Source organism: Paraburkholderia bannensis NBRC 103871 (assembly GCF_000685015.1).
Taxonomy (GTDB): Bacteria; Pseudomonadota; Gammaproteobacteria; order Burkholderiales; family Burkholderiaceae; genus Paraburkholderia; species Paraburkholderia bannensis.
The window spans coordinates 9975-29646 of record NZ_BAYA01000018.1 but is presented as its reverse complement, the minus strand read 5'-3'; the positions used below and the strand labels follow the sequence as shown (position 1 = coordinate 29646).

General features: G+C 67.5%; 8 protein-coding genes. All 8 read left to right on the top strand.

Annotated elements, in window-relative coordinates; translation table 11 throughout:
• The first annotated feature begins 535 nt into the window (after positions 1–535).
• Positions 536–769, top strand: a complete 234-nt coding sequence (locus BBA01S_RS25320) for an MbtH family protein (protein WP_027818884.1) — start codon at positions 536–538, stop codon at positions 767–769.
• On the top strand, positions 769–1557 hold the full coding sequence (locus tag BBA01S_RS25315) for a thioesterase II family protein (RefSeq protein WP_027818883.1): 789 nt from the start codon (positions 769–771) through the stop codon (positions 1555–1557). Before BBA01S_RS25320 ends, BBA01S_RS25315 begins: the two co-directional genes overlap by 1 nt.
• 27 nt (positions 1558–1584) lie before the next feature.
• Positions 1585–3039, top strand: a complete 1455-nt coding sequence (locus tag BBA01S_RS25310; RefSeq protein ID WP_027818882.1) for a cupin domain-containing protein — start codon at positions 1585–1587, stop codon at positions 3037–3039.
• 219 nt (positions 3040–3258) lie between these two features.
• Positions 3259–4143, top strand: a complete 885-nt coding sequence (locus tag BBA01S_RS42745; RefSeq protein WP_042297886.1) for a YqcI/YcgG family protein — start codon at positions 3259–3261, stop codon at positions 4141–4143.
• Positions 4144–4176: 33 nt separating this feature from the next.
• The gene (locus BBA01S_RS25300) at positions 4177–5157 is read left to right on the top strand and encodes a TauD/TfdA family dioxygenase (RefSeq protein WP_027818881.1); all 981 of its coding nucleotides are present in this window, start codon (positions 4177–4179) and stop codon (positions 5155–5157) included.
• Between the two features lie 56 nt (positions 5158–5213).
• Positions 5214–6878, top strand: a complete 1665-nt coding sequence (locus tag BBA01S_RS42740) for a cyclic peptide export ABC transporter (protein ID WP_042297885.1) — start codon at positions 5214–5216, stop codon at positions 6876–6878.
• Between the two features lie 171 nt (positions 6879–7049).
• The gene (locus BBA01S_RS25290; protein ID WP_042297914.1) at positions 7050–7817 is read left to right on the top strand and encodes an ATP-binding cassette domain-containing protein; all 768 of its coding nucleotides are present in this window, start codon (positions 7050–7052) and stop codon (positions 7815–7817) included.
• A gap of 293 nt (positions 7818–8110) precedes the next feature.
• A complete protein-coding gene (locus BBA01S_RS42735; protein ID WP_027818879.1) occupies positions 8111–19609 on the top strand; it encodes a non-ribosomal peptide synthetase in 11499 nt (3832 codons plus the stop codon).
• The last annotated feature ends 63 nt before the right edge of the window (positions 19610–19672 follow it).

Sequence of the window (19672 nt, the reverse complement as noted above, 5' to 3'; positions counted from 1 at the left end):
TGCCGGGAAGAGGCGTGCAAAACTGACCCAGTGGGGATGCGGCTATTTTCTTGGACTACCTCCAAAGTAGTCCAAGAATTTGGCCTGGGCGACCGCCTTCGCGTGCTGGCTGCGTTCATCCGCAGGGTGATCGAGGAGGGCCGCCAGATCCTCGCGGTGCACGGCACGCGCGCGCCACCGGCCGTCGCCGGATGCGCCCGAATACGCCCGCGGGCCGGACGGCCCCGTCCACGTAACAGGCGCGTAACACGGCGAGTTCGGCGGCATCGGGCAAGCCGGATGAATCGTGCTTGTCCGGAAGTTCACCGCCGTGCCCCCAAAAACCTCCGCATCCCCGCAAACCGTAAGCCCTTTGAAGGCAACCCCGCGCTTTTTCAATGACACCCGTTAGAACGTCATTAAAGCTCGTGTGGGCTTGAGTGAATCCCCTTGACACTCATCATCAGAGGAATTAACTTTCTATTCTGATTGAGAAGCATTCTCATTCAATGGGCATCAAGCAGGCCTTAACTGAAACGGATGGAGGGCAGGAAAAGTGAGCTGGGATGACGAAAACGCCGAGTTCGAGGTCGTGATCAATCAGGAAGAGCAGTACTCGATCTGGCCGAGCTACAAGCAGATTCCCGCCGGCTGGCAGGCCGTCGGCAAGAAAGGCCTGAAGGCAGATGTGCTGGCCTATATCGAGGAGCACTGGACTGACATGCGCCCCGCGAGCCTGCGCAAGGCGATGGAAGCCGCTGCCGAAACGAATGCCGCTTCATCGGCCTGATGTCGCATTTCGCGTCGCAAAAGGCGGCAGCAGAAGGTGAGCTGACGCTGTTCTGTCTGCCGTATGCGGGTGGCAGCGCCGCGGTGTACCGCGAGTGGCAGCAGCGCCTGCCCGGCTGGATCAAGCTCGCGCCGCTGCACATGCCCGGACGCGGCGTGCGGCACGCGATGCCCGCGTTGCATGCGTGGCCTGCGCTGCTCGATCTGTTGCTCGACGATGTCGTCTCGTATCTCCAGGGGCCCTTTGCGATCTTCGGGCACAGCATGGGTGGGCTGATCGCCGTCGAACTCGCGCATGCGATTCGCGAGCGTCACGGTGTCGAGCCGGTCTGGCTCGGTGTTTCGGCGTGCAAGGCGCCAAGCCGCCGCGAGCGCGCGCTGCACTGGCTGAGCTGTCCGGAAAGCGAGTTTGTGGATGAAGTGCGCTCGCTCAACGGTATGCCCGAGGAATTGCTGGCGAACCGCGAATTCATGGATCTCGTGCTGCCGTTCCTGCGGGCCGATTTTCATCTATGCGGCAGTTATACGTACCGGCAGCGTGTGCCGCTCGATTGTCCGATGCTGGTGGCGGGCGGTGCGCAGGATCGCGAGATCGCGTGCGATCCGGTGAATCTTGCGGCGTGGTCGCTGGAAACGCGGGGTGCGTGCGAGCAGCACACGCTCGACGCGGATCATTTTTTTATCAATACCCATCGCGATGCGCTAATTGGGCTGGTCGCCGGCAGCCTCGCGAGGGCGTTCCAATTGAGCGGTCAGTCGGGCAATGCGTTTGCGTGTTCGCACGCCTGATATCCCGCATCTCCCGTGGAGGTCTGTATGGCGGACAACTCGTCTGCGCTTTTCGATTTTTCACCTTACGTCGCACAGCGCGAGGAAATGCTTGCGTTGATTCGCGAATTTGCGTCGCATCACGCTTTTCGCAGCGCGGCGGTCGAAGAGCTTGAACTCGATGAGGACTACTATCGTCGGCCGCTGCGTCCGGAAGACCTTGAGTTTCTGCAATTCAAGAAACCCGTGCCCGCCGATCGGGTAAGCCGTTTGCCGTCGCTGGCGACGCAACGTTTGCTGATGTCGCTCAACGAAGTGGGCATCGCGCGTGCGCCAAAAGCCCACGCTACGGATGCGGTCGCCGAGTTCGCGCGTTTCGATGCGTTCTACGGAGAGCGCAACCAGGTGCTGGGCGCGCGCATCCGTCCGTTCCTGGAGCACTACGGCTTTACGTTCCTCGGCAGCGAAGGCCGCCGCGGCGAAACCGTCGCGCGCTATGAGGAACGGTTGCGTGCGGTACTGGAGGCCGAGCAAAAGTTTTGGTCTGATATGTTCGCGCTGCTCATGCGCAACGATTATCTGATCGAGGGTCTGCGCTTCATCATGATCCAGCGCTACAGTCTCGCGCCGTCGCGTCGCAAGGCGGTCGAGCGCGCGGTGGCGGCCGGCTATTTCGACTTCGTCGAGCCCGCCGATCGTCCTGAAACCAGCACGCCCGCGAAGGATCCGATGCTGGCGCGTGTGGCCGAATTCGTCGGTGCGACGCAGCGCGAGCATTCGTACTGGCAGTTCTATCTGCCCACCAGCATGGCCAAGGCCAATCTGCTGTATGCGCTCGGTACGCGCCCCGATCGCGCGTTCCAGCTACTCGGTGCGACCTTCACGGCCGAAGCCGAAGCGCTGGCGTTCTCTGCCGCACTCGCGAAAGCCTGCCCGCATCTCGTGCAGCCAGGCAGCGCGCCGGTGGACACCGACGATCTCGTCGCGCGCTTCTCGCGTGCGCTCGCGCAAGTGGATAACGCCTACGGTGCAGAAGGTCTGTACCGCGTGGGCCAGGGTTTCGGCGCGGGCGAAAAGCTCGCGGAGCGTGGCCGTTGGGATCTGGGCGAGCAGCTCAAATGGCTGTCTGCGATCGACAACTACATCGAGTGGGCCGAAAAGATCGCGACGCGCATCGAAGCAGAGTGCCCGGAAATCGATCGCGAAACCTTTATTGAGCCGCGCGATCTCTGTTCGACCACGCATGTGCACAACGATCACCGTCTGGTCGTGATCCGCAGCGGCGGGGTGGGCACGCAGATGCTGTTCTGGGGCAATCTCGGCATGCGCCTGGAAATGGGCGAGGGCGACAAGGTGTTGATTCCTGATGGCCGTCTGCATGGCTCGACGGTGGTATGCCCTGAATGCACCTACGACCAGCCGATCATTCCCGAGGAGTGGATCGCCGAACTGCTCGAAGGCGCACCTGCCTCGGCTGCAGCCACGGCCGCGGTTGCGGCCTGAAACACGCAGTAAAACGCGGCGGCTAGACCGACCGCGTCCGGATGCTTTTCGCCAGGCAAGTATTTCCCCAGCTCCGTTCTTCGATGAACGATCCGGATGACTGATTGACCCGACGGGCTCGCAACGCGCGATCCGCGGGGAGTGTTTGTTGTATCCGTGCGCGCCAACGGCCCGCGCAGACAGCAAACCCGGACAGAAACCGTTGAGATGGAGAGGATCATGCAGGCGGAAAACAAAAGCGCGGTGGCGGTCGAAAGCCGCAAACGCGAAGTAAGCGACTGGCGAGCGCGCATCATCCTGGAAGATCAGGTGGGCTTGAACGACATCCCGCCGTGGCTCGCCAGCTCTTATGAAACGCTGCGTTCACAGGTGCTGTCGGACGGTTACCCGTGTTTCTTCGGCACCATCGCCGAGCGGCGCGGCGAGATGTTCTATTCCTACGTCGATGGCAAGGAACTCAGCACTTTGCCCGCGACGATGGCGACGTTCGCGCGCCTGGCGGATCAGGTCGAATTCCGCCGTCACAACATCGCGATCTTCTTCGAGCCCGATGCGCAGCCGCTATCGCACGAGGACTATCACGATCACTTTTGGGGTGCGCTCCAGCATCTGCATAACGTGGACAAGGCGCCCGGCGCCGACTTCCAGCCTGATCCCTCCGACGAAGCCTGGGAATTCTCGTTCGGCGGCGTGCAGATGTTCGTGGTGTGCGCGTGCCCTTCGTTCAAGAAGCGTCACAGCCGCAATCTCGGGCCGGGCATGGTGCTGCTGTTCCAGCCGCGCGCGGTGTTCGTCGATACCATCACCAACAAGGTGATCGGGCGCGAAGCGCGCAACCAGGTGCGCGAACGTTTGCGTACGTGGGACGAGGTGGAACCGCATCCGGATCTCGGTTTTTACGGCGATCCAGGCAATCTCGAATGGAAGCAGTATTTCCTCGCCGACGACAGCGAGCGCGCTCAGGATCGCTGCCCGTTCCTGAGCCGCAAGCGCAAGAACGCCGCTCAGGGCGCCAGCGCGCCGCGCATGGCAACCCACGCGCCTGCTCAGGATGCCGAGGAATATGTCGATGAAATCGGCGTCGAATATTCGGCCGGCAAGTAAGCAGTCGTTCACAAACCTTAAGGGACACAGGCTATGACGATTGCCGAACCGACCTTGTTGCTGCCCGAGGGCTTTAGCGAGCGCGTGATCGAAATGCACGGCACGCGCGTCCTGAGCGTGGAGTGCGAAGGACTCGACGCCAACGCCCTGGTCGACAACCCGGAGATTCGCGCGTCGCTGCTGCGTGAATTGAGCCGGTACGGCGGCGTGCTGATTCGCGGTGCGCTGCCTGTGGGCGCGGCGGGCTTCAACACGCACGCTGCGCGCTACGGCAAGCCGTTGCTGTCGTACGAATTCGGTTCGACGCCGCGTTCGCACGTCGAAAAGGGCGTGTATTCGTCGACCGAATATCCGGCGTCGCAATGGATCGACCAGCACAATGAGCAATCCTATACGCTCAAATGGCCCGCGTGGATCTGGTTCTACTGCGATATCGCCGCGCAGCAGGGCGGCGCCACGCCGGTCGCGGACAGCCGCGAAGTGTGGAAACGCATCGATCCAGCGTTGCGCCGGCTGTTCGCGCAAAAGCGCGTGATGTATGTGCGCAACTACGGCACGGGTCTGGATCTGCCGTGGCAGAAGGTCTTCAACACGGATCGCCGCGAGGTCGTCGAGGCGTTTTGCGCGGATAACCAGATTCACTACGAGTGGAACGACGACGGGGAAGCATTGCGCACGAAGCAGGTGTGTCAGGCCGATCTGCGCCACCCGCAGACGGGCGAGATGGTGTGGTTCAACCAGGCGCATCTGTTCCATGTTTCGAGCCTGCCCGACGATCTGCGCGAATCGCTGCTTGACGCATTTCCGGAAGAAGAGCTGCCGCGCCACGCTTTTTTCGGCGACGGCACGCCGATCGACGATGCCATGCTCGCTGAAATCCGCGACGTGTACGAGCGTACGATGCTGACGTTCGACTGGCGCGCAGGCGATCTGATGATGCTCGACAATCTGCTGATGTCGCACGGGCGTGCCCCGTTTGCCGGCGCGCGCCGCGTGCTGGTGGCGATGGCTTGAAGTCCGGATACAAGCTACTAACGACAAGCTCTCAATACAGGGTCTAAGGGAAATTCATGTCGCTACTTCTGTACCTCATCCGCAATTCTCGGGGGACGCTCCTCATCGCCCTTGTCATGAGCATCGTGGGTGGGCTGGGCAACGCGGCGCTGGTCGCGTTGATCAATCAGGCGCTGAGCGCGTCGAGAGACGGACTCGCGCGTCTGGGCGTTGAATTTCTCGCGATCTGCCTGGTCGTGCTTATTACGCGCACGCTGTCGCAAACGATGTTCATGCAGCTCGGCCAGCGCGCCAAGGCCACGCTGCGCATGCGCACGATTCGCCGCATCGGCGAGGCTTCGTACAGGGCGCTGGAAAAGCAGGGCTCGGCCCGTCCGCTTGGCGTACTGACGCAGGATCTCGATAACGTCGTGGTGTTCTTCGTGAATCTGCCGGTGCTCGCCACGCAGGGCGCGGTGATCGCCGGCTGTCTTGCCTACCTGGGCTATCTATCCTGGCCCATTCTGCTGTGCGCCATCGCGACGATCGGGTTGGGCGTGGTGGGTTCGCATCTGATCAGCGCCAAAGCGCTGTTTCATCTGCGCAGCTCGCGCAAGCGCGAGGACGAACTGGTCAAGGATTTCCGCGCGCTGTTCGACGGTGCGAAGGAACTGAAGCTGCACAAGGCGCGTAAGCAGGCCTTTATCGACGACATCATCGCGCCGAACGTGGAAGCGGTGCGCGTGCAGCGCAGCCGCGGCTATGTGCTGAATTCGGCGGCCGCGAGCTGGGGCAACATGATCCTGTTCGTGTTCATCGGTTGCACGCTGTTTATTCTCGCGCGGCTGTTCCCGGTGTCGTCGGCGGTGATGTCAGGCTACGCGATGACCTTCCTCTACATGATCATGCCGATCGAGGGGCTGCTTTCGGCGATTCCGACTGTCAGCATGGCGCGCGTCGCGCTCGAACGCATCGAGCAGGTCAACGCCGAACTGCCCGAAGAAAAGCTGGAGTCCGCGACGCCCGCGACCGGCTTCGACACCATCGCGCTGGAGGGCGCGACGCATCGTTATTTCCGCGAGAAGGAAAACGAGGTCTTTACGCTCGGGCCGGTCAATCTCACCTTTAAGCCGGGCGAGCTCGTTTATCTGATCGGCGGCAACGGTAGCGGCAAGACCACGCTCGCGAAGATGCTGGTGGGGCTTTATCCGCCTGAAAGCGGGCGCATCCTGCTCAACGGCGAGCCAGTCGGCGAGGCGCAGCGCGAGATCTATCGCCAGCATTTCTCGGTGGTGTTCAGCGACTTCTTCCTGTTTGACAGCCTTCTGGGCATGCGCGCGAACGGACTCGACGCGAAGGCCCGCGCGCTGCTCGAAGAGTTGCAGCTCGATCATAAGGTCAATATCAACGACGGCACCTTCTCCACCACGCAGCTTTCGCAGGGCCAGCGCAAGCGGCTCGCGCTGCTGGTTGCGTATCTGGAAGACCGGCCGTTCTACCTGTTCGACGAATGGGCCGCGGATCAGGATCCGGTGTTCAAGGACGTGTTCTACAAGCATCTGCTGCCGCAACTGAAGGCGAAGGGCAAGACCGTGTTCGTCATCACGCACGACGATCGCTTCTTCCATCTCGCCGACCGCTATATCAAGCTCGACTACGGCCAGGTGGTAGCGACGGGCAAGGGCAGCGATCTCGTAGCGCAACTGCAGCCCGACAACGCGCGTGCGCAGATGTCGGCATGAATGTGCGGCAACGTGCGAACGCAGTGCGAAAGGCGGTGACCAGTGAATAACGGGCAGGTAAAGGTTTTGAGTATGAACGGGCAGGCAGCAGCATCAGGCGCGGTACTGGACGACACGGCGCCCGAGAACGGCGCACAGCGCCATCGCGAGGCGCCAGGCTGTGCCACGCCAATGTACGAAATCGAAAGCGCGTCGTTCGTGGTGGGCGAGCGCACCTTGCTCGCACCGCTCACGCTGAACCTGCGCGCCGAACGCGTGTCGGGTCTGATTGGCCATAACGGCTCGGGCAAGTCCACGCTGCTCAAGCTGCTGGCGCGCCAGATGGCGGTGACCGCGGGCACGGTGCGCTTCGGCGGGCGCGCGCTGCCGCAATGGCGCAGCCGCGAGTTCGCGCGCAAGGTCGCGTACCTGCCGCAGCAACCGCCCGCCGCCGATGCGATGACCGTGCGCGAACTCGTCGCGCTGGGCCGCTACCCGTGGCACGGGGCGCTGGGCCGCTTTACCGACGCCGATCACGAGAAAGTCGAGGAAGCGATCCGCCTGACCGATCTCAGCGCCTTCGCCGGGCGCGCCGTGGACAGCCTGTCGGGCGGCGAGCGCCAGCGCGCCTGGCTTGCCATGCTGGTGGCGCAGGACAGCGAGTGCCTGCTGCTCGACGAGCCGATTTCGGCGCTCGACATCGCCCATCAGCTCGAAGTGCTCGAACTGGTGCGTTCGCTGAGCCGCGAGCGCGGGCTGGGCGTGGTCGTGGTGCTCCACGACATCAATATGGCCGCGCGTTTTTGCGACGATCTCATCGCGCTCAAAGGCGGCCGCCTGCTCGCGAGCGGGCCGGTCGACGAGATCGTGCAGGCCGACAAGCTCGGCGAGATCTACGGCGTACGGATGGGCACGATCGCCCATCCGCACGGCGGCTTGCCGATCTGCTTCCCGCACTGAGGCCGCAATTTAGTCGTTTTTCCGGATAACTGGCCGACCGCGCCGCGCGCGACCTGCACCACGCTCGCGCGCCATGCAATCGCACCGGCCACCTCGTCCAGCGATGCCCATCGGCACAGCGCCGCTGACGCGTCACCCCAGCACACGGCGCTCCCACGAGTGCGCCGGGCTTTCCCCGCAGTGACTTATTGGCCGTGCCCGCGAAGCGGCGCACGGGAACTAACGGATCGTTTTCGGGCCGCTGCCGACGCGCGCGCCCGTCAATGTGAAACGGCGGATATCAGGAGAGCAAGATGCCTTTGAGTGACAATTCCCGCGCAGACGACGCGGCGCGCGCCGCTGTTGCGGCCGATGCCGTGCAGGCTCCCGCGCGCGATCTGGTTTCCGCGCTGCAGGTGCATCTCAAGCAACGCCCGCAACAGACTGCGGTGCGATTGCTCGTCGACGGCGACACGAACGTCGAAGCGCTGAGCTACGCGCAACTCGACGCCCGCGCCCGTGCGCTGGCGCAACGCCTGCGCGCCGCCGCGCCTGCGGGCGAACGCGTGCTGATCCTGCTGCCGACCAGCCTCGACTACGTGGTCGCCTTCCTCGCCTGCCAGTACGCGGGGCAGATTGCCGTGCCGGCCTATCCGCCCGAGGCGGGACAGGGCGCGCATGGCGCGCGGCTGCGCGCGATGGCCGCCGACTGCCGTCCCGCGATTGCGCTCGTCGCAGCGGCGGGCAGCGCATTGATCGACGTGGCGGGCCTGCGCGACGCGCTCGCGGACACGCAACTGATCGATCCGCAGCAAGCGAACGAAGCACAGGAAGCCCACGACAGCGGATTCTGCATCGAGCAGGGCGACCCCGAGGCGCTGGCGTTTCTGCAATACACCTCGGGTTCGACGTCTTCGCCCAAGGGCGTGATGGTTACGCACGGCAATCTGTGCGCGAACATCGACGCCATTGCGCAATCGATGGCCTATACGGCTGCCGACCGCATGCTTAGCTGGCTGCCGCTCTATCACGACATGGGGCTGATCGGCGGGCTGCTGTCGCCGCTCGTTTGCGGCTTCCCGGTCACGCTGATGACGCCGCAGCACTTCCTCGAACGTCCCGCACGCTGGCTCGCAGCGGTGGCGCGCGAACGCGCGAGCGTCAGCGGCGGCCCCGATTTCGCGTATCGGCTCTGTCTCGATCGCGTGCGCGACGCGCAACTCGGCGGCCTCGATCTGGGCAGCTGGCGTGTCGCTTTCTGCGGCGCGGAGCCGATCCGTCAGGCGACGCTCGACGGTTTCGCCGCGCGTTTCGCACCGTGCGGCTTCGATGCCGCCGCGCTTTATCCCTGCTATGGCCTCGCCGAGGCGACGCTGCTGGTGACAGGCGTGCGCGCGGGCGGCGGTGCGCCGCAGCGGCGTTTTCTCGCGGCGGCGCTGGCCGAAGGTCAGGCGCGCGAATTCGCGCCGGAGCACGAGCAGACGCAAGACGCCGCCGACCTCCAGGCGATCGTCGATTGCGGCGTGCACGCGGCGCAGCACGCACTGGCGATTGTCGATCCGCGCACGCTTGAGCTGCGCGGCGAGGGCGTGATCGGCGAAATCTGGGTGCAAGGGCCGAGCATCGCACAAGGCTACTGGCGCAACGCGCAGGCGTCCGACGCGACCTTCGTTGCGCATCCCACCCTGGGCGGGCGCTGGCTGCGCACCGGCGATCTGGGTTTTCTCGTCGATGGCCGCTTGCATGTGTGCGGCCGCGCCAAGGATCTGATCGTCATTCATGGGCAGAACCTGTATCCGCAGGATATCGAAGCATCGGTTGGCGATGCACTCGACTGGGTGCGGCGCGGGCGTGTGAGCGCGTTCCCCGTCGTGCGCGCCGATGGCGGCGAGGGCATCGGTCTGGCCGCCGAGGTTGCGCGCGGCAAGCGCCGCGAAGCCGGTGCGCAGGCGCTGTTCGCGGAACTGCAGCGTGTGGTCGGCGAGTGTTTCCAGCAGGAAGTGACGCTTGCGCTGCTGCTCGAACCGGGCGACCTGCCGCGCACGTCGAGCGGCAAGCTGCAGCGCAGCGCCTGTCTGCCGCAGTGGAATGCCGGCACGCTGACGCCGTTTGCGGTGCTCGATGCGCGTTCTGCCAATGCGGGCGATCAGCTGGCGGACGGCCCGCCACGGCATGCCGAAATCGAAGCGCGCGTCGCGCAATGCTGGCGCACGGCGCTGCCTGCGACCAGCGATTCGCAGGCCGATGCCGATAGTCCGTTCGACGCCGATACCGACTTTTTCGCAGCAGGCGGCCAGTCGATCGCGGCCGTGCGGCTGGCGGCGGCGCTGGGCGAGGCGTTCGGCGTGACGGTGCCGGTTGGGGCCGTGTTCGTGCGGCGCACCGTGCGCGCGCAGGCGGCGATGCTCGCGGACGAATTCGGCGTGAGCGACGGCGCGTCCGCCGTTGCGCGCCAACCGGTTGCGCCCGACGCGTCGCCGGGAGACGCGACGATATCGGCGGGCCAGCGCGCCTTGTGGTTCCTGTGGCGCGTCGATCCGAACGACCCGGCCTGGCACGTCAGCGCGACGCTCGAACTGAACGGCGCGTTGCGCACGGACGCGCTGCGCCACGCGCTGGCGCTGACGCTCGCGCGCCATCCGGAGCTGCGCGCGCGCTTCGACGAGCGCGACGGTCTGCCGGTGCGCAGCGTGGTTCAGGACGCAGCGGTGGAGTGGCAGGCGCTCGACAGCGCCAATGCGGCGCTTGCCGACGCACACGCCACGCTCGCCGCCGCCGCCGCGCGCCCGTTCGATCTCACGCGCGGCCCGCTGCTGCGCGCGACGCTGGTTCGGCTCGATGCGCAGCGTTACCGGCTTGGCCTCGTCACGCACCACATCGTCTGCGACGCGGCGTCGTGGCATCTCGTCTGCCGCGATCTGCTGACGGCCTATGAGACGGCGCTGGATGCCTCCGACACCTCCAGCACAAGCCTCGACTTCGCCGCCGATTTTCCGGCCGGGGCGGCCGTTGCGGCAGGCGTCGATCTGGACGCACAACGCGCCTACTGGCGCGAGCGGCTGGGCACGTCGCATCCGCGCATGGTTTTGCCCGAAGAGACGGGCGCCGCGCCGCTGCAGGCTTCTCAAGCTGCGCAACCGCAGACCCACGGCCACGGCGCGCGCGTCGCCCGCAGCCTGAGCGACGCCCTCACCGCGAAACTCGCGGACTGGTCGCACGCCCAGGGCGCGACCGCCTTTGCGGGTCTGTTCACCGGATTCGTTGCGCTGCTGCATCGCCTGAACGACCAGCCGGACTTGCGCATCGGTATGCCGGTCAGCCTGCGCGAGGCCGCAACGCATCGGCGCGTCGGCTATCTCGTCAACAGCGCGGTCGTGCGTGTGCAGGCGGATGCGCGCATGAGCGTCGATGCGCTGCTCGCACAAGTCGGCGCGCGCGTGATCGAGGCGCTCGGCCATCGCGAGCTGCCGTTCGCCGAAGTCGTCGATCTGCTGTCGCCCACGCGCGACGCCGCCGCGACGCCGCTCTTCAACGTCATGTTCAACGAGCAGATCGTGCCCGCTGGCGTGTGGCGCGCGGGTGCGCTGGAGGTCGAAGCCGTCGAGGAGCCGTGGGGCAGCGCGCAGTTCGACCTGACGCTCAACGTGGTGCGCAGCGGCGCGTCGGTGCGCGTACTGCTCGACTATCGCGCCGGACGTCTTTCGACGCCCGCTGCACAGCGTCTGCTCGACCAGTATGTCGCGGTGCTCGAAGCGATTGCCGCCACGAACGCCACGAACGCGCTCACACTCGCTGACCTGCTGCCCGACGACGGCGCGCAAGCGAGCGGCGACGCCGTCTTGCGCGAACCGCAATTCGTGCCGGTGCACCGGCGTTTCGCGCGCATGGCGCAGCAAACTCCCGAAGCGTGCGCTGTGGTGTGCGACGGTGACGCGCTGTCCTATGCCGAACTCGCGCGCTGGTCGAACCGCATCGCACGCGTGCTGCAGCACCGCGGCGCGCGCGCCGACGAATGCGTGGGCGTATGCGTGGGCCGCTCGACGGCGCTGATCGCGGCGGGATTGGGCGTGTTCGCGGCGGGCGCGGCGTACTTGCCGCTTGACCCCGACTATCCGGCGCAGCGTATCAGCGCGATGTTGCGCGATGCACGCGTGCGCTATTGCGTCGCCGACGTCGAGGGCGCGGCGCGGCTGCGCGAAATCGGCGCAGATCTGGTGCTGATCGATGCGGCCGCACTGCGCGCCAACGACGCCGGTAATGCCAACGAAGCCAACGAAGCCAACGACAACGTCTGCGACGCGTTGGCGTACACCGCGATCGACGCGGCGCACACGGCGTACGTGATCTACACCTCGGGATCGACCGGCGCGCCCAAGGGCGTGGCGTTGCCGCACGGCGCCTTCGACGGCCTGATGCAGACGATGCGCGAAGCGCTCGAACTCACGCCCGCAGACACCTGGCTCGCGGCCACGTCGGCGTCGTTCGATATTTCCCTGCTCGAACTGTTCCTGCCGCTGACCGTGGGCGCGCAAATCGAACTCGCGAGCCGCGAGACGCAGCGCGACGGCGAACGCCTCGCGGCCTTGCTCGACGCCAGCGGCGCGACGGTGTTCCAGGCCACGCCGACGGGCTGGAAACTGCTGCTCGCGGGCGGCTGGCGCGGCGCAGGCGCAAGGCAGGGCGCGCGTCTGCAGGGCTTGAGCGGCGGCGAAGCATTGCCGGCCGATCTCGCGGGCGCGCTGATCGAGCGCGGCGTCGATCTCTGGAATCTCTACGGCCCGACCGAAACGACCATCTATTCGTTGGGCGCGCGCGTGGCGGCGGATCGTTCCGTGACGATCGGCCAGGCGCTCGCGCGCAACCGCCTGCGCGTGCTGTCGCGCGCGGGCGAAGCGGTGCCCGCTGGCGGCATCGGCGAGCTGTGCATCGGCGGGGACAATCTCGCGCGCGGCTATCTGGGCCGCGCCGCGCAGACGGCCGAGCGCTTCGTGCCCGATTCCGCTGGCCACGGCGCGCGCCTCTATCGCACCGGCGACCTGTGCCGCGTGGACAGCGATGGCCGCATCGCCTACCTGGGCCGCCTCGACCAGCAGATCAAGCTGCGCGGCCACCGCATCGAGCCGGGCGAAATCGAAACCGTGCTGCGCCGCTGCGCGGGCGTGCGCGATGCCGCCGTAGTGCTGCGCGAAGACGACGCGCCCGCGCGGCTCGTCGGCTACGTGGCGGCGGATGCCGGGGCCGATGCTGCGAATCCAGGTGCGCAACTGCGTGCGGAACTGCGCGCCGAATTGCAGCGCCGCCTGCCGCCCTATATGGTGCCCGCCGCGCTGGTGGTGCTGCCGGCGCTGCCGCTCACGCCCTCGGGCAAGATCGATCGCCGCGCCTTGCCCGCGCCTGCGCTCGCGGATGGCGATGCTCCCGCCCATGCCGCCGATATCGATCACGCCGACGTCGTGCCCGGCTCGCCGCTCGCGCGCCTGCTCGACATCTGGGCAAGCGTGCTGGGCCTCTCCTCGGTCGCGCCTTCGGACGATTTTTTCCAACTGGGCGGCGATTCGATCCTGACCTTGCAGATCGTCTCGCGCGCCCGCGAGGCCGGATTGCGCGTCACGCCGCGCCAGGTGTTCGAGCACCCGACGCCCGCTGCGCTGGCGGCCATCGTTGCGACCCAGAGCGCGGCGCTCGCGCCGGGCGCGGCCGCCGTGCATGGCGCGTTGCCGCTCACGCCGATCCAGCACGCCTTCTTCGAAACCTTCCCGCACGGCGAGCCGCACTGGAACCAGGCGGTGCTGCTCGAACCGGGCCGCGCGCTCACGGCGGCGCGTCTGGAACGCGCGCTGCGAGCGCTGCGCGCGCGCCATGAAGCGCTGCGCCTGCGTTTCGAGCGCCGCGCCGACGGCGGCTGGCAGCAGGAAGTCGTGCCGCTTGCCGCGTTCGATGCGCAGCCCGTGCTTACGCATGTCGAAGTCGCGCACGCGCACGACTGGGACGCGCGTCTTGCGGCAGCCTGCGACGCCGTGCAGCGTGGTTTCGATCTGGCTGGCGGCCGGCTGTTCGCGGCGGCGCTGGTTGAGCAGCCGCAGGGCGGGCGCCGCCGTTTGCTGCTCGCGGCGCATCACCTGGCCGTGGACGGCGTGTCGTGGCGCGTGATCGTCGCTGATCTGGAGCGGTTGCTGGCTTGCGCCGATCAGGCCGAAGCCGCAATCGATGCGAACGCCGTCCCCGTACCGTGGAGCGCGTGGGTCGAGGCGCAGCGGCGCTACGCAGACGCGCTCGATCTGACGCACGAAGCGACGCTCTGGCAGGACGCCGAAGCCGTGATCGCCGCTGGATCAGGTCTGCCGTTCGCGCAGGGTCACCATGCGAACCAGCCGCCACGCACGCTCGCCTGGTCGTGGGACGCCCAATCGACGCAGCGACTGATCGACGCCGCGCCGCGCGCGCTGCGCCTGCGCGCCGACGAAGTCCTGCTAGCGGCGCTCGTGCGCACGCTGCACGGCTGGAGCGGCGGCAACGGTTGTACGCGTCACGCCATCGAACTCGAAGGCCATGGCCGCGCGCCGCTCGACGGCGATCTCGACACCAGCGCGACCGTAGGCTGGTTCACCACGCGCTATCCGGTCGTGCTGAGCGCGCATGACGACGCGCTCGCCACGCTGCGCGCGGTGAAGACGAGTCTGCGCGCCGTGCACGAGGGCGGTCTGCACTACGGCATGCTGCGCCGCGCGCAGCAAAGCGCCTCGCATCCCGCCATCGCGTTCAACTATCTGGGCCGCTTCGAGCATGAGAACGTCGATCTCGCCAATGCGCCCGCCGACGCCGCACAGCGTCTCGCCTTCACCCACGAAGCGCCCGGTGCGATGCGCGCCGTCGCGCCCGCGCGCTACGCGCTCGACATCAACGCGATGATCGTCAACGGCGTGCTTTCGCTGACCTGGGACACCGATCCCGCGCGCGTGCCCGAGGCAACGGCCGCGGCCTTGCTCGACGCCTTCGGCGCGCAGCTGGACGCGCTGGTGCGGCAATGCGAAAGCGCACACGCGCAGGACGCCGCCTTCCAGCCCGCCGATTTCCCCGACGCCCAACTCAACGCCGCGCAGCTTGCGCAACTCGCGCTCGATCCAGTCACGACCGAGGACGTCTACGCCGCGACCGAGCTTCAGCAAGGTCTGCTGATCCACTCGCTGTCGCGCCGCGACGAGAGCCTCTACGTGAACCAGATGTGCCTCACGCTGGCGGGCGGCGTCGCAGAAGCAACGCTGCGCGCCGCATGGCAGGCGGCGATTGCGCGCCATCCGGTTCTGCGCACGGGCTTTCGCTGGCTGGGCACCGACGCCGCGTTGCAGATCGTCGTTCGGGCGGCCGCGCTGCCGTGGCAAGCGCACGACTGGTCGGCGCTCGATGCGCAGGACTACGCGGCGCGTCTGGCTGCCTGGCGCGACGCCGACGAGCGCACGCCCTTCGACATGGCGCAGGCCCCGCTGATGCGCGTGGCCTTGTTCGCGCGGCCCGATGGCCGCCAGGATCTCGTCTGGACCCATCATCACGCGATTCTCGACGGCTGGAGCGCCTCGAAACTGCTCGCCGACGTGCTGCAGGCCTGCCGTGCCCAGACAACCCAGACCGCTGCGCCCGATTCAGCCTGGCGTGGCTATATCGCCTGGCTGCAACGCCGCGGCGCGCAGTCGGCAACGTCGTCAACGTCGGCAACGCCGTCCGCCGAAAGCTGGTGGCGTGCACAACTGGCGCGCGCCGACGAACCCGCGCGTCTCGTCGAAAGCCTCGGTGCGCCGCTTGCGCCGCGCGACGGCATCGGCCGCCATACGCTGGCGCTCGACGCCGCCACCCGCACGCGTCTGCTGGCCGGGGCGCAGCGTCAGCGCGTGACGCCAGGCACGCTCGCGCATGCAGCGTGGGCATGCGTGCTGGCGCGCGCGGGCTACCGCCGCCAGGCCGTGTTCGGCACGGCGATGGCGGGGCGCCCGGCGACGCTGCGCGGCGCGCAGCAGGCGGTCGGCCTCTTTATCAACAGCCTGCCGCTGTGGATCGACGTGCCGGGCCGCACGCCCGCGACGCAGTGGCTGCAGGCGGTGCAACAGCAGGTCGCCGCGTTGCGCGAGCACGAAACCACCTCGCTCGCGCAGGTGCAGCGCTGGGCCGCGCAGGGCAACGAAGCGCTGTTCGACACGCTGCTCGCCGTCGAAAACTATCCCGTCGACGCCGCGCTGCGTGACGGCGCGGCTGGCGCCCCGTGGGTTGCCGGGGTGGACGTGCGCGAGCGCCCGCATTTCCCGCTGACGGTCAGCTTCGTCATGGGCGCGGTCATCGAGATCCAGTGCAACTGGGACGAGCGCCTGTTCGACCGCGTGACGGTGGAGCGATTGATCGGCGATTTCGCGACGCTCACCGGACGTCTGGCCGACGCGCGCGACGAATCGCTCGCGCAACTCGTGCCTGCGGAACTGGGCGCACAAGCGGAGCAACCCTCGCACGCCGCACCTGAAACACCGTTCGAATCCGTCACGCAGCGCATCGCCGTGCAGGCGCTGCGCCGTCCGCACGCCGAAGCCGTCGCCGACGCGCAGCGCCGCATCGACTACGCCACGCTCTCGGCCTGGTCCGATCGCATCGCGGCGCAGCTTGCTGCGCTGGGCATCGGCCGCGAGGACCGCGTGGGCGTGTGCATGGAGCGCTCGGTCGGTCTGGTGGCCGCGTTGCTCGGCGTGCTCAAGGCGGGCGCGGCTTACGTGCCGCTCGATCCGGCCTATCCGCAGGAACGCCTGCTCGACGTGGCCGCCGATGCCCGCCTGGCCGCGCTGGTCGGCGACGAGAGCAGCCTCGCGCTGCTGCCCGCCGTGTTCGAGGGCCGCGCGTGCGTGATGGCGTCGGCCTGCGATCCGCAGCACGCTGCTGCCGATTCCGCCGCCCATGCCGACGCGCCGTTCGTCGCCGCGCCCGTGCATCCCGAACAGCTCGCCTACGTGATCTACACGTCCGGTTCGACCGGCCGGCCGAAGGGCGTGGCGGTCACGCACCGCAACGTCGCGCGCCTGTTCGACGCCACGCGCCACTGGTACGCCTTCGACGAGCACGACGTCTGGCCGCTGTTCCACGCCTACGCATTCGACGTATCGGTGTGGGAGCTGTTCGGCGCGCTCACGCACGGCGGGCGGCTCGTGGTGGTGCCTGCGCAGATCGCGCGCGACGCCGCCGCGTTCCACGCCTTGCTGTGCCGCGAAGGCGTGACGGTGCTCAACCAGACGCCCTCGGCGTTCATGCCGCTGATGCAGGCCGATGCCGATGCGCCCACGCCGTTGACGCGCGTGCGCGCCATCGTGTTCGCCGGAGAAAAGCTCGAACCGGGCGCGCTCGCGCGCTGGTACACGGCCCGCACGCGCGCCGGGTTGCCGCAGCCGCGCATCGTCAATATGTACGGCATCACCGAAACCACGGTGCACGTGACCTACCGCGTGCTGGGCGAAGCGGAAATCACGGCGGCCGTGCCGCGCAGCCTGATCGGCGAGCCGATGCGCGATCTCCAGTTGCGCCTGCTCGACCGCGACGTCAACGCCGCACCGGTGGGCGGCGTGGGCGCGCTCTACGTGGGCGGGCCGGGTGTCGCGCGCGGCTATCTCGGACGGCCCGGTCTGACCGCCGAGCGCTTCGTGCCGGATCCGCACGGCGCGCCTGGCAGCCGTCTCTACGCGTCGGGCGATCTGGCGCGCGGCCTGCCGACGGGCGAGCCCGAATACATCGGCCGCAGCGACTTCCAGGTGAAGATCCGCGGCTACCGGATCGAGCCGGGCGAAGTCCAGGCCGTGCTGTATGGCCACCCGGCGGTGCGCGAAGCCGCGGTGCTCGCGGTGCCGGACAACGCGGGCGTGGGGCTGCGCCTCGTCGCGTGGGTCGTGCCTGACGATGTAGCCGATGTCGATATGGCGACGCTGCGCGACTGGGTCGCGCAGCGCATGCCCGCTTACATGGTGCCGTCGGCGTTCGTGGCGCTCGACGTCCTGCCGCTCACCGTCAACGGCAAGCTCGATCGCCGTGCGCTGCCCGCGCCCGAATCGGCGCAGACCGCGCAGACCACGGGCGTCGCGCCGCGCAACGACACCGAGCGCACCATCGCAACGGTCTGGGCGGAAGTGCTGCGCATCGACGCGCCGGGCGTGGCGGGCGACTTCTTCGCGCTCGGCGGCCATTCGTTGCTGGCGCTGCGCACGATGTCGCGGCTGCGCGATGCGTTCGGTCGCGAAGTGCCGCTTGAACTCCTGTTCAGCCATCCGGTGCTGGCCGATCTGGCCGCCGCGCTCGACGCGCACTGGCAAAGCGCCCAGCACGGGCAGCACGGCGGCGCGCGGATCGACGCCGCTCCGGCGCTGGTCGCCCGCGCCGGGGACGCCGGGCTTTCCGCGCCGCTCTCGCTTGCCCAGGAGCGCCTGTGGTTCCTGTGGCAACTCGATCCCGACAGCGCTGCCTACAACGTTTCGGGCGCGCTGCAATGCGAAGGCGCTCTGGACGTCGACGCGGTGCGCGCAGCCTTCGACGCGCTGGTCGCGCGCCATGCGGTGCTGCGCACGCGCTTCTCGGGCCGCGAGGACACGCCGCGCCAACACGCGCTGCCGGCAGCCGACGCAAGCACGGCGTATCGCTGGGACACCTTCGACGCATCGGCGCTCGATGCCGATACGTTGCGCGCACAACTGATTCGCAATGCACGTGCGCCATTCGATCTGGAAAGTGGGCCGCTGCTGCGCGTCACGCTCGCGCGGCTCGCGCCGCAACGCCATGTGCTGCATCTCGTGCTCCATCACATCGTCTCCGACGGCTGGTCGATCGAGGTGCTGCTGCGCGAATTCGCGGCGCTGTACCGCGCAGCGCGGGCGGGCGAGCAGGCCGGGTTGCCCGCGCTGCCGATCCAGTACGCCGACTATGCGAGCTGGCAACACGACTGGCTCGCACAGGGCGGCGCGGCGACCCTTGAGCGCCAGCTCGGCTACTGGCGCGAGCGGCTGGCGGGTTTGCGCACGCTGATGGATCTGCCGAGCGCGCACGACCGCAGCAGCGCGTTCCGGCCCGACGGCGCGCGTCACCTGATCCGGGTGCCGCAGCGCGTGTGCGCGCAGGCCGAGGCGCTCGCGCTCGACGAAGGCGCGACGCTCTTCATGGTGCTGCTGGCCGCCTTCGACGTCTTGCTCTACCAGTACAGCGGCAGCGCCGACGTGCCGGTGGCGATTCCGGTGGCAGGGCGCAATCGTGTGGAGACCGAAGGTTTGATCGGCTTCTTCGTCAACACGCTGGTGATGCGCGCGCGCATTTCCGGGGCCGATTCGTTCGCCGATCTACTGCATCAGGTGCGGGCCGACAGCATCGGCGCGCAGGGCAACAGCGAGGTGCCGTTCGACCGCCTCGTGGCCGAACTGCAGCCGCAGCGCCACACGGCCGGCAACCCGCTCACGCAGGTCAAATTCCTCTATCAGGACGCGTTTGCGGCCGAGCAGGATCTGGACGGCGTGCGCTGCGAGCTGCTCGACGTGGATCCGGGCGTGGTGCGCTTCGAACTGGCGCTCGACGTACTGCGCGATGCGCGCGGTCTCGAATGCGTGTTTGCCTACGCGCTCGATGTTTATGACGCGGAGTTCGTCGAGCAACTGGCGCGCCATTACGTGTCGCTGCTGCGCCGCATGGTGAACGAACCGACGCGCGCGATCGGCAGTTTCGAGCTCGACGATGACGATTTCGACGCGGCATTCGACGCCGATCTCGACGCCGATCTCGACGCAGCGCGCACCGCCGCAAACGAAACGTATTGATGTTCGCCTGCCAGGCGGTGCGTGCATCGCGCGCTGCCTGGCAGGCCTTTAAATTTTTCGCGC

What these genes read in the sequence shown, in the direction of transcription:
- BBA01S_RS25315 (WP_027818883.1), top strand. Translation starts at nt 769, where the DNA reads ATGTCGCATTTCGCGTCGCAAAAGGCGGCAGCAGAAGGTGAGCTGACG.
- BBA01S_RS25310 (WP_027818882.1), top strand. Translation starts at nt 1,585, where the DNA reads ATGGCGGACAACTCGTCTGCGCTTTTCGATTTTTCACCTTACGTCGCA.
- BBA01S_RS42745 (WP_042297886.1), top strand. Translation starts at nt 3,259, where the DNA reads ATGCAGGCGGAAAACAAAAGCGCGGTGGCGGTCGAAAGCCGCAAACGC.
- BBA01S_RS25300 (WP_027818881.1), top strand. Translation starts at nt 4,177, where the DNA reads ATGACGATTGCCGAACCGACCTTGTTGCTGCCCGAGGGCTTTAGCGAG.
- BBA01S_RS42740 (WP_042297885.1), top strand. Translation starts at nt 5,214, where the DNA reads ATGTCGCTACTTCTGTACCTCATCCGCAATTCTCGGGGGACGCTCCTC.
- BBA01S_RS25290 (WP_042297914.1), top strand. Translation starts at nt 7,050, where the DNA reads ATGTACGAAATCGAAAGCGCGTCGTTCGTGGTGGGCGAGCGCACCTTG.
- BBA01S_RS42735 (WP_027818879.1), top strand. Translation starts at nt 8,111, where the DNA reads ATGCCTTTGAGTGACAATTCCCGCGCAGACGACGCGGCGCGCGCCGCT.